Here is a 12,552-nt window from a genome sequence, read left to right on the forward strand (position 1 = left end):
TCTATAACCTTTAAAATTTTTTCTAGATTCCTGCTTTCGCAGGAATGACATAAAGAGCAACAAACAAAAAATAAAAAAGATGGACAGCTTACAAGTTAAAAATATATCAAAATCCTACAAAAAAAGGAATATATTAACTGATATATCTCTGAATATAAAACAAGGAGAGATAGTTGGTTTATTCGGTCCGAACGGAGCCGGTAAAACAACTTGTTTTAACATTATTATCGGTTTAATGAAACCGGACTCAGGGCAATTACTTTTAAACGATATAAATATTACCAACCTACCTATTTATTTACGAGCAAGGCTTGGAATCGGCTATCTTCTTCAAGAACCTTCAATTTTTCGGGGATTATCAGTTGAGGATAATATTAAGGCTGTAGTTGAGATATCTGAAAATGATAAGGAAGTAGTTGAACAAAAAACCCATAATTTACTAGAGAAATTTTCGATAGTTCATTTAAAAGATTTATCCGCTGCTAGCTTATCAGGCGGTGAAAGGCGTAGGCTTGAGATTGCACGTTCACTTGCAATAGAGCCTAAATTTATCATGCTTGATGAACCGCTTGCCGGTATTGACCCGCTTGCTATTTCCGATATCAAAAATCTAATTACTTATTTACGTGAGTTTAATATAGGCATATTAATTACCGACCATAACGTACGTGATACTCTAGATATAGTCGACCGTGCTTACGTTATTTTTGAGGGTAAAGTATTATTAGAAGGAAGTGCTAAGGAAATAGCAAACAGCAAAAAAGTTAAGGAAGTGTATTTAGGTGAAAGCTTTAGTTTTTAGACTATGTGTCATCCCGTGCTAGGTTGTCACCCCGTGGCTTGACCACGGGGTCCATAAAAACAGCTTATGATATTAATAATTTTACTGGATCCCGTGGTCAAGCCACGGGATGACAAAGCAACGTACTAGATTCCCGCTTTTAGCTAGGAATGACATAAAGGGTTTTTTATGCAAATTAACAAAGAAATTTTTAGAGCTTATGATATAAGAGGCAATAGCCTTAAGGATTTAACAGAAGAAGTAGCTTATAAAATCGGCTTTTGTTTCGCTGAGATGACTATAACAAAAGATAATAGCAAAATCTGTGTTGGTTTAGACGGTCGGCTCAGCTCCCCTGCCCTTTGTAAAGCTTTAGAGTTAGGACTAACCGATTCAGGAGCTGAAATCATAAATATTGGCGTAGTTCCAACTCCTGTATTATATTTTGCCGATAAACACTTTATGCCTGCCGGTAGTATTATGGTTACGGGATCGCATAACCCGCGTGACGATAACGGCTTTAAAATGCTGCAAAACGGCAAATCTTTTTTCGGTGATCAGATACAGGAGTTATTGATGAGGATTAATGTCATACCGTGGCTTGACCACGGTATCCATAGCGATATTAACTGGATCCCGCGGTCAAGCCGCGGGATGACAACAGCTCCTTACGACATACAATCTAAATACCTAAAAAATATTTTAGACGGAATAAGCATTAATCCTAAATTAAAAGTAGCTTGGGACTCCGGTAACGGAGCAACCGGCGATATTATTGAAGAACTTAAAAAGTATCTCTCAAACAAGAATATAATCATAAATAGTAAGATTGACGGGAATTTTCCAAGTTATCATCCTGATCCTACCAACCCTGCTAATTTACAAGAGCTAATTAAATTAGTTAAAGAACAAAATTGTGACCTTGGTATAGCTTTTGACGGTGACGGTGATAGAATCGGTATTGTAAGCGGAAGCGGTAAGATATTATTCGGTGATCAAATTTTATGTATATTTGCTGAGGATATTTTACAAGAAACCCCTAATGCTACCATAATAGTCGATGTAAAAGCCAGTCAGTTAATAGTTGATAGAATTAGGTCATTTGGCGGGAATCCTATAATATGGCGAACAGGTCACCCTTTTATTAAAAGCAAAATGCTTGAGACAAAGGCTTTACTCGCCGGTGAAATGAGCGGGCATATATTCTTTGCCGATAAATATTTTGGCTTTGATGACGCAATTTATGCAGCCCTTAGATTTTTAGATTTACTTAGCAAATCGGATAAAACGCTAGATGAAATAATAGAAGATTTACCGAAAAGCTATAGTACACCGGAAATTAAAATTTTTGTTTCTTCAGAGTTAAAATTACAAATTATTAAAGAGATTAAAGAAAAATTATTAGAAGAGAAAATAGAGTTTAATGATATAGACGGTGTACGGGTAAATACTGAGCATGGTTGGTGGTTACTACGTAGCTCTAATACCGAATCTATTATAGTTGCAAGGGCTGAATCAGCTAGTAAAAACGGTTTAGAGGAAATAATAACTATAATTAATAAATATCTTAAAAAATACGGGCTATTAATTAATTATTAAAAAATTATTTTTTTCTAAAATATTATTTTATATATTTTTCTCATATTAAATTAATATAAGGAGAAATTATATGTCAAAAACCTCATATCAAATAGACTCCGTCAATATATCACCTGTTGATACTGATAATAAATTAGTTACAGTAATGCCAACAGGTGCAGGTGCAAATGCATTGAATATTTACATTCCTTACAGAAATGAACCATTAATAATACAAAATAAAGACCTTGAACCTACTAATCAGGAAGGTATTTTAAAACTTAACAATGATGTAGTTTTATCTAATGGCTTACGTAGCTTAATTGTTGACTACACTGAGATAAGAAACATTTTTGACGGTCCAACTATTAGTTATGAATATATATCTAATCGAATAACATTTGGTGAACCGGTGGATGAGGCTCAGGCTTTAGGTGATGCTAAGGCTGATGAAACTGAAACCGTTTAATTCCTGCGAGGTGTTGCCAATGTGGATACCACCCCGTCATTGCGAGCAGCCGTAGGCTGCGTGGCAATCCAGAAAAATAATAAAAAAATTCTGTAAATCAGAATTTTTTACTGGATTGCTTCGTCGAATTACTACGTAATTCTTCTCGCAATGACGGAAAACCGAGCCATGCAATAACCCAGTAATTATAAACTAACTATATATCAGTGACAAAGAAAGAAATAGTAATACTATGCGGGCCGACTGCTAGCGGAAAATCTTATTTAGGTCATGAATTTGCCAAAGCTTATAATGGAGAGATAGTAAACATTGATTCAATGCAAGTTTACAAAAAAATCCCTATTATTACCGCCTCCCCTCCGAAAAGCTATACAGCTGAAGTTACTTACCATTTATATAATTTTCTATCAATTACGGAAGATTTCTCAGTAATAAAATATCTAAAACTTGCGACAGAAAAAATAAAAGAAATAGCTGCGAGAGGCAAACTCCCTATATTAATAGGTGGAACGGGTTTATATATCAATTCTTTAGTTTTCGGCTATAATAATATTCCTGATATATCAGAAGATTTACGAGAACAAGTAAGAAACTTACATACTGAAATAGGTAATATAGAATTATGGAATAAATTAGAGGAGCTTGACACGCTTGCTGCTTCTAAAATAAACCAAAATGATACTCAGCGTTTAATTAGAGCTTATGAAGTATTCTTGCAAACCGGTAAATCTATTTTTTCCTTTCAAACTTTACCAAAAGAACAAATCTTATCTGATTTTAATTTCAAAATTATTTTCTTAAATCCTGAACGAAAATTTTTGTATAAGACATGCGATGAGCGTTTAGATAAGATATTTAAAGAAGGGGCAATTGACGAAATCGCTTTGATAAAAAAACAATTCACCCTGCAAGATTATTCAAATTTAAAAGCAGTAGGAGTAAAAGAAATTTTAGCTTATTTAGACGGTAACCTTACTTTAGATGAGGCTTTAAATGCAGCTCAAATACGAACCCGTCATTATGCTAAAAGACAAGTTACTTGGTTTAAAAATCAGATACAAGATAAAACTACATTAGAATATTCTAACCAAGAAGAGTTTGCACAAATATTAAATATTACTATAACTGGAGCGAAATAAAAATGATACGCTGTCATCCCGTGATTTATTCTATAGTACTGGACATTTTTCGTTCCATGTCATTCCCGCGTATGCGGGAATCCAGTAAAGTAAAGCTTTTAAAAAAAGCTTTACTTTAAAAAAACTATGTAATAAAAAATCTTTAAAAGCCCTGGATTCCGTGGTCGTAGCCACGGAATGACAAATTAATAATATCTCTTTTTTGCTATATATAGTTTATCTATTTATTTCTTCTTTCTTTTTATTATTAGAAATAGGAGTAATGGAAAGTGTATTTGTTTTAGATCCTACAATATTAATCTTACTATTTAAATTTGAGACGATGTTTTGTGCTTCTTTTAATACATCAGCCGGAACTTTATTTTCTAATTCTACAGGTACCTTATCAGATTTAAAATAACCAACTCCCGCTTTAACGACATTTGGTATTTGTTTTATAATATTCAGTGTTTGACCTTCTTTCCAAACTAAACTACCTATACTAGTAGCGACATTAATATATTTTTTATTTTCAATATTTTCTAAGATTTGAACCAGCTTATCCGGTTGATTGAGCATAGGTGTTAGTATATTATATAATTCTTTATTATCGAGCTTATTTATACCGGGTACATCTTTTAAAGTTTTATCTAAAATACTTGCAAATATTTCTTTATTATCGTTTAAGTATTTTTTGATTTCGGGATTATCTTTAGTTAACATTACCAATTCTTTAGCTAGTCCTGTATAATCACCTTTAACAAAGCCATCAAAAACCTTTTTTAATGATTCAGGATTATCAAGTAATATAGGCATTACATTCGTAAGTTTTGTAACATCTTTTGTTTCTAGCCCATAATTTACAAGCTGTTGTTTTATAGTTTGGCTATTTTTTTTCATCTTGTTCTAAAACCCCTTTAATTAAATTATCGAATAAACCTTCTTTACTTTGCTCTACTAATATATCTTTAAACTTAAATGAAGGCTCGTTAAAAGCATTAATTACACGGCTTGTTACGTTCATATAATCGCCTTTATTTATATCTGTAATAATAGCATGTGCAATTTCCAGTTTTGACATAACTTCGCCTACTATACTAAGCATTTGTTTATCGAAATTATATTCTTTCGTCATGCTTTGTATATTCGGAGTATTTTCAATAATAGCTGAGGCAATATCTGGTAAGACTGTTTTATTATCAGCAAAAAAACTTTTTAATTTATCGTCGCCTGCTACCATTTCTAAAGATTTCTCAAGAGCTAACATTACTCCTTGATTTGGAGCATTAAGAGTATCAAAAATCTCTTTTGTTTCAGGCATTTTATTTAATAAAGTAGGAATAGTATCTACAATACTAGGATCAACTTTATAGCCTTCAAAATATTCTTTTAAAAAAGGTTTAGCTTGTTCTTTAGTTTCTATTAAGAAGCCTTCTATAATTATTTGTTTTTCAGGAGATAATTTATTAAACCTTTTTAGAGCAGTAGGATTGTTTATATTTTCAGCCAGCTCTTGTTTAAACTCAGGATGTTCATTAAATATTTTTATAACTTTTGCATATGTATCCTTACCCTGAGGTTTTTGTAATATATCATCAAAAGCTTTTATATAGTCGCTTGGAAGTATTTCTGTTGCTCCGGTACGTATATAATCTGCGATATCTTTTCCTTTTTCATTAAAAAATTTCAAGAAATTTTTATCGGTAGATAACATTTCTAATGTTTTAGAAGTCACTTTATTATAGTCGGGTACATCTTGCTTTAGCTCAATTGCGATTTCTTTAATGCTTTTAAGTACATTATCATTTTTAAAACATTCTTTTAATGTTGTAAGGCCCTTTTTATCTAGAAAACTACCTTCTTGAAATTCTCTAAAACCTGCTTTTGCTAAGATTTGCCCTATTTTTGGTAAATCATCTGCATGTTTTTTTAGAAAATCCCATATTTCAGATTTTTCAAGAACGGATTTTTGAAAGTTTGAATCAAGATATATATCAGAGGAGCTTGCAAGTTTAACAAGATTATAACTATTTACGGGATTAGTTAAAGCAAACTTCGCACCTTTTAATAATGCTCCTATGCTAACGGGTAATATTTTTTTCTTTGGAGATGCGAGGTCATAAATAAAGCATTGTAAATGCCTTGTCTGCATCAGGAGAAGATAATGTCCTTTTAACAGTTTTATTAAAATTCTTTAATTTAATATCTTTAATGGAATTTGTAACTGCCATAAAAATAATGAAATGTATTTAATTACATAAACATTAAATTATCTTAAAATTGATTCAAAGAAATAAATTAAGAACTACTTAAATATTTTAATTTTTATTGCATAATATGATAATTAAATCAATTTGATCTAAGATTTATGGAGTTATCTGTGTATTTTTTTTATTTTTTGTAGGTAATGATTCGTAAGTATGTGATTTATCGTGATTATCTACTATATGCACTTTACTATCTAAATTTGAAACTATATTTTTTGCTTCTTTTAAAACATTTAGTTTATTAATATTTTCAAACTCATTCTTAAAATTATCTTTTAACTGTTCATTGAAGATTTCTTTTGGTAAATAAATTCCACCGGTAATAGTGCCTGCCCAAGTATATTTAGATTTAGAATTTAAAGTAGAGGCAATATTACTTGCTAACTTTTCTAGATTTTTCGGCTCTAAAAAATTATTTATATTATCGGGATTCTCTTTAGAATATTCAGAAACGATAGGTTTTAGCATCTGATTAATCATGTAAAAATCTTCACCTCTATTATCACCTTTATCAAAAAGTTTTTGTGATATTTTCTCGCTTAAAATATTTGCCAATAAATTACTCTTAATATCTTGTTTATTTGCAATATTTTCATATAAAGGGTTCAATATTTGTAATGGAGAATTTACATGATTTGTAATATGTTTATATTGATTTGTTTTAGAAGTAGCTAGGTTAGTAACCATATTCATAGGTAATGAATTTAGTTTCTCTATAATATAGTCTTTAATCGTTTGATTTTCTTCGCATAATATATTTACCTGTTGAGCAAATTCTTTTTTACTAAGTAAATTTCTTTTTTCTTCGGCTTGTATTTGTAAAAATACTTTATCAATTGCCTTATCAATTAATTTTGCTTGTTGTTCTTTAATTAGTTCAGGTGCTAAAGGAGGGATAGCCTTATCGAGATTGTAAGTATCAGTAAGTAGTATTAAATTGTCAGGTAATTTAGTCTCGGCTAAATTAGTATTTTTAAAATTACAATCTTTTAAAGAAGTTACTTTAGTTAAATCTGCATTTTTTAATGATACGCCTGAGAAGTCAATATTAGATAAATTACCTACTAATATAGCTCCCTCTAAGCTGAATTTTCCATTTTGTATTTTATTTAAATAATTTCTAAGAGTAATTTCATCTATAGTTTTATCTTTAAAATCTTGTGATGGACTAAATACGTCTTTTACTTTTTCAGTAGCATAGTTAAAACCTGCTTTTATAATATTCGGCAATTGCCCTTCAAAATAATTGGTTTTTTGAGCTAAATTATATATAGCACTAGCGGCTCCACGATAATTACTTTGTTCAACCTCTTCTATAACTTTAACTAATTCATCAGGATGGTTTAACATTGATGGAAGTACATTATATAATTCTTTCTTATCAAGGTTATTTATGCCCGGTATATCTTTTAAAGTTTTATCTAAAATACTTGCAAATATTTCTCTATTATCGTTTAAATATCGCTTAATCTCAGGATTACCTTTAGTTAAAGCTATTAACTCTTTTGCCATTCCCGTATAATCACCTTTAATAAAATCTCGAAAAACCTTTTTTAATGATTCAGGTTTATCAAGTAATATAGGCATTATGCTCGTTAGCTTTGTAATATCACTCACTTCCAGACCGTAATTTATAAGTTGTTGTTTTATAGTTTGGCTATTTTTTTCATCTTGTTCTAAAACTCCTGTAATTAAATTATCAAATAGACCTTCTTTACTTTGCTCTACTAATATATCTTTTAATTTAAATGAATGATCATTAAGTGCAGAGATTATATTACCGGTTAAACTCATATAATCGCCTTTATTTAAGTCTGCAATAATCTCATGAGCAATTTCCGGTTTTGACATAACTTCGCCTACTATACTAAGCATTTGTTTATCAAAATTATATTCTTTTGTTATGCTTTGTACGCTAGGAGTATTTTCAATAATACCTAAAGCAATATTTGGTAAGATTGTTTTATTATTAGCAAAAAAACCTTTTAATTTATCATCACCCGCTACCATTTCTAAGGATTTTTCAAGAGATATCATTACACCTTGATTTGGAGCGTTAAGAGTATCAAAAATCTCTTTTGTCTCAGGAATTTTATTTAATAAAGTAGGAATAATATCTAAAATTTTAAGATCGATTTTGTAGCTTTCAAAATGTTCTTTTAAGAAAGGTTTAGCTTGTTCTTTTACTTCTGCTAAGAAACTTTCAATAATTAGTTGTTTTTCAGGAGATAACTTATTAAACCTTTTTAGAGTATTAGGATTGTTTATATTTTCAGCCAGTTCTTGCTTAAAATCAGGATGTTCATTAAATATTTTTAATAAATTTTTCTTTTCGGGTTTTTGTAATATATCATCAAAAGTTTTTATATAATCGCTTGGAAGTATTTCAGTTGCTCCGGTGCGTATATAATTTGTAATATCTTCGCTCTTTTCATTAAAGAATTTTTTGAAATTTTTATCGGTAACCAGCATATCTAAAGTTCTAGAAGTCACTTTATTCCAGTCCGGTAGCTCTTGCTTTACTTCAACTGCAATTTCTTGAAGTTTTTTAAGTACTTTTTCATTTTTAAAACATTCTTTTAGTATTTCGAGTCCCTTTTTATCTAAAGCACTCTTATCTTGAAATTCTCTAAAGCCCGCATTTGCTAAGATTTGACCTATTTTAGGCAAATCATCTGAATGTTTTTTTAAAAATTCCCATATTGGAGATTTTTCAAGAAGTGATTTTTGAAATTCCGGATCAAGATATATATTAGAGGATTTAGCAAACTTAACAAGATTATAACTATTTACAGGATTAGTTAAAACAAACCTTGCTCCGAGTAACATCGTTCTTAAACTTATACTCTTTGAAGACGATAAGTCCTTAATTGCACTCTTTAATACTTTATTAGCTTTAGAAGAAGATAAAACTTTTTCTACAACTTTTTGATAGTTTTTATTATTTATAACAGCCATAAAATTACTCGAAATTTTTAAATATTCTAAATCTATTTTAAAAAATTTTTAAAAATAAAGATTAGGTATTTTTAATTTTTTTTATTCTTGTTGTTAATATGTATACTTCGACACAACATGTTCAGCATCCGAGGACTTACGAAGACATGGCTGCCAATTTTTCAAGTTCTATCTAAGTATATTATTTAGCCTCCGCTTTTGGCGTCCATCTCAGTGAATACTTCTTCCCATGAACCGGTAGTCGCTGCTTTTGAATATTCAGTCGCTCTATTTTCAAAAAAGTTTGTATGCTCGACTCCGTTTAGCATTTCATCAAGCCAAGGAAGCGGGTTATGATTTACCAAATATACGTCTTTGAGTCCTAGCTGCATTAAACGACGATCGGCAATATAACGAATATATTGTCTTACTTCATATGCCGTTAACCCCTCAATACCGCCGACTTCAAAAGCAAGTTCAATAAAGGCATCTTCAAAATGCACAATAGTCGTACAAGCTTCATAAATACGTTTACGTAAAGTTTCCGTCCAAACTTCAGGATTCTCTCTTACAAAAGTCTTGAACAGAGTAATAATTGAATTAGTATGAAGTGTTTCATCACGCACTGACCAAGCAATAATCTGACCCATACCTTTCATTTTATTAAAACGAGGGAAATTAAGCATAATCGCAAAAGAAGCAAATAGTTGTAATCCTTCGGTAAAAGCTCCAAATACTGCGAGTGTAGTTGCTATATCTTCTTTGGTATCCACTCCAAATTGCTGCATATAATCATACTTGTCTTTCATTTCCTTATATTTAAGAAATGCTGAATATTCTACTTCCGGCATACCTACCGTATCAAGTAAATGTGAATATGCTGCAATATGTACCGTTTCCATATTAGAAAATGCCGATAACATCATTAATATTTCAGTCGGTTTAAATACTCGTGAGTAATGCTTCATATAGCAATTATTCACTTCAATATCTGCCTGTGTAAAAAAACGAAATATTTGCGTTAATAGATGTTTTTCCCCTGGAGTTAAGTTATATTTCCAATCTTTAACATCATCGGCAAGCGGTACTTCTTCCGGTAACCAATGAATTTTTTGTTGAGTGTGCCAAGCTTCATACGCCCATGGATATGAAAACGGTTTATAAATTGGACTTGCATCAAGTAATGACATAATTTTTTCTTTTATTTTTTTATATTTATGGCTTTGGTTTTTCGCCATTGCGAGGAAATTATGAAATAATTAACGAAGCAATCTCAGGATATTTGACGAGATTGCCACGCTCCTTACAGTCGCTCGCAATGACGGTTAGGTAATACAGAGTTATAATGACATTAATCAATACAACAACACACCTAATCCTTACTGACAAGCTAAGCATTCTTCGTAATTACCGGCTTCTGCTAACTTATCGTTTTGTTTCTCTAAGTCTTTAAAATCTGCTTTTAGTACATCATGCGACACTTTATCGGCTCGCTGTATTGATGTCGATCTACAGTAATATAAACTTTTTACTCCTTTTTTCCAGGCTTTAAAATGAATATTATTTAAATATTTCTTACTAACATTCCCCGGTAAAAAGATGTTTAAAGATTGTGCTTGCGTAATGTAAGGAGTACGATCGCTTGCCAGTTCAATTAGCCAATTCTGATCAATTTCGTAAGCGGTTTTGAAAACCTGTTTTTCTTCTTCGGATAAAAATGTTAAATGTTGTACTGATCCTTCATGTGTTGCAATCGAAGACCAAACTTGATCATTATTAAATCCTTTCTCTTCTAATAACTTTTCTAAATGTTTGTTACGCACGTTAAAAGAACCGGTTAAAGTCTTTTGTACAAAGCTATTAGCGGCAAACGGCTCTATTCCGGGTGAGGCATTACCTGCTATTACCGAAATTGAAGCGGTGGGTGCTATTGCAGTTTTATTGCTAAATCGTTCATTACTTCCTGCATCTAGAGCATCAGGACATGCTCCTTTTTCTTTACCGATTTCTATTGAGGCCTTATCAGCTTCAGCAGATATATATTCAAATATTTTTTTATTCCAAACTTTTGCCATAACCGATTCTATCGGTACTTTTTTCATTTGCAAAAATGAGTGGAATCCCATTACGCCAAGTCCAACGCTTCGTTCACGCAAAGCCGAATATTTAGCTCTTGCCATAGTATCCGGTGCTTTATTAATAAAGTCTTCTAAAACATTATCAAGGAACAACATAATAGAATGGATAAATCCTTTATCATCTTTCCACTCTTCATAATACTCTAAATTTAAAGAAGAAAGGCAGCAAATGGCAGTTCTTGACTTTCCTAGATGGTCAATTCCCGTAGGCAATGTAATTTCGCTACAAAGATTGGACATTTTAACTTGAAGTCCTAATTTTTTATGATGCTCAGGTATGGATTTATTAACACTATCGATAAATAACAAGTAAGGCTCACCCGTTTCTATTCTAGTAGTTAATAATTTAACCCATAAATCTCTTGCTCTAACTTTATTTACAACTTTTTTGGTAGCAGGACTAACAAGGTCAAAATCCGTATTGTTTTCAACGGCTTTCATAAATTCATCGGTTATAGCTATACCGTGATGAATATTAAGAGCTTTTCGGTTAACATCCCCACCTGTCGGACGTCTTATATCAATAAATTCTTCAATTTCAGGGTGATTAATAGGCAAATATACAGCTGATGAACCTCGTCTAATAGAACCTTGCGAAATAGCAAGAGTCATAGAATCCATTACTTTAATAAACGGTATAATACCGGATGAATGACCTTTATCACGAATCCCTTCATTAATAGAACGAACATTACCCCAATAACTTCCAATCCCGCCGCCGCGTGCAGCAAGCCAAACATTTTCCGTCCATAAATTTACTATATCGTCTAAGCTGTCATCAGTCTCATTTAAGAAGCATGAAATAGGAAGTCCCCTATCCGTTCCGCCGTTACTTAAGATTGGTGTTGCCGGCATAAACCACATTTTACTCATATATTCATATAACTTCTGAGCATGCTGTTTATTTTCGGCATAATAACTAGAAACTCTTGCAAATAAATCTTGAAAATCCTCACCTTTCATAAGATATCGATCTCGCAGAATAGCTTTACCGAAAGGAGTAAGTAAATTGTTGTGGTTGTTGTTTATAGTTATTTGAAATTTATTTTTTCTAAGCGTGTTCATTATAGGTACTAATGGGGTTGTAGGCATTATTTATAATGCTTATTTTGAAAAAATGACACCATATTCAGTGTATAGAATCTTCACCTAAGTAGACACGAGAATAATAATTTATTCAATATAAATATTTATTTTTTTTTTAGATTTTTGACTTGACACAAATCACTCTTGGTTACTATATAGAATAGTTTTTACAAATATT

At 31.3% G+C, this 12,552-nt stretch carries 8 protein-coding genes and 3 pseudogenes; 6 read left to right on the top strand and 5 right to left on the bottom strand.

The window, feature by feature from the left end; all coding sequences use genetic code 11:
* Positions 1-79: 79 nt before the first annotated feature.
* The 6 genes and pseudogenes from lptB to miaA all read left to right on the top strand — a co-directional run bounded on the left by lptB (position 80) and on the right by miaA (position 3,967).
* Entirely contained in the window at positions 80-802 is a 723-nt protein-coding gene (gene lptB, locus AC5587_RS04920; RefSeq protein WP_499161976.1) for an LPS export ABC transporter ATP-binding protein, read from the top strand.
* Between the two features lie 168 nt (positions 803-970).
* A pseudogene (locus AC5587_RS04925) lies at positions 971-1,366 on the top strand (phosphomannomutase/phosphoglucomutase); the annotation flags it as partial.
* Between the two features lie 87 nt (positions 1,367-1,453).
* Positions 1,454-2,380, top strand: a pseudogene (locus AC5587_RS04930) (phosphomannomutase/phosphoglucomutase); the annotation flags it as partial.
* Between the two features lie 70 nt (positions 2,381-2,450).
* The gene (locus tag AC5587_RS04935; RefSeq protein WP_499161978.1) at positions 2,451-2,828 is read left to right on the top strand and encodes a hypothetical protein; all 378 of its coding nucleotides are present in this window, start codon (positions 2,451-2,453) and stop codon (positions 2,826-2,828) included.
* A 58-nt stretch (positions 2,829-2,886) separates the two neighbouring features.
* A pseudogene (locus AC5587_RS04940) lies at positions 2,887-2,989 on the top strand (lytic transglycosylase domain-containing protein); the annotation flags it as partial.
* A 45-nt stretch (positions 2,990-3,034) separates the two neighbouring features.
* The gene (gene miaA, locus AC5587_RS04945) at positions 3,035-3,967 is read left to right on the top strand and encodes a tRNA (adenosine(37)-N6)-dimethylallyltransferase MiaA (protein WP_499161980.1); all 933 of its coding nucleotides are present in this window, start codon (positions 3,035-3,037) and stop codon (positions 3,965-3,967) included.
* 216 nt (positions 3,968-4,183) lie between these two features.
* On the opposite strand, the gene AC5587_RS04950 is transcribed toward miaA, so the two are convergent.
* The 5 genes from AC5587_RS04950 to AC5587_RS04970 form a co-directional block, all read right to left on the bottom strand.
* The gene (locus AC5587_RS04950; protein WP_499162997.1) at positions 4,184-4,669 is read right to left on the bottom strand and encodes a hypothetical protein; all 486 of its coding nucleotides are present in this window, start codon (positions 4,667-4,669) and stop codon (positions 4,184-4,186) included.
* A gap of 163 nt (positions 4,670-4,832) precedes the next feature.
* Positions 4,833-6,098 (bottom strand): hypothetical protein, encoded by a 1,266-nt coding sequence (locus tag AC5587_RS04955; protein ID WP_499161981.1) that lies wholly within the window; start codon positions 6,096-6,098, stop codon positions 4,833-4,835.
* Positions 6,099-6,312: 214 nt separating this feature from the next.
* A complete protein-coding gene (locus AC5587_RS04960; RefSeq protein ID WP_499161983.1) occupies positions 6,313-9,171 on the bottom strand; it encodes a pentapeptide repeat-containing protein in 2,859 nt (952 codons plus the stop codon).
* A gap of 185 nt (positions 9,172-9,356) precedes the next feature.
* The gene (locus tag AC5587_RS04965) at positions 9,357-10,340 is read right to left on the bottom strand and encodes a ribonucleotide-diphosphate reductase subunit beta (protein ID WP_032138612.1); all 984 of its coding nucleotides are present in this window, start codon (positions 10,338-10,340) and stop codon (positions 9,357-9,359) included.
* A 189-nt stretch (positions 10,341-10,529) separates the two neighbouring features.
* Positions 10,530-12,353 carry a ribonucleoside-diphosphate reductase subunit alpha gene (locus AC5587_RS04970; protein ID WP_499162998.1) on the bottom strand — a complete coding sequence of 608 codons (1,824 nt, stop codon included), beginning with the start codon at positions 12,351-12,353 and terminating at the stop codon, positions 10,530-10,532.
* Positions 12,354-12,552 lie beyond the last annotated feature (199 nt).

Origin of the sequence: Rickettsia endosymbiont of Hedychridium roseum, from assembly GCF_964028255.1 — a bacterium.
GTDB classification, from domain to species: domain Bacteria; phylum Pseudomonadota; class Alphaproteobacteria; order Rickettsiales; family Rickettsiaceae; genus Rickettsia; species Rickettsia asembonensis.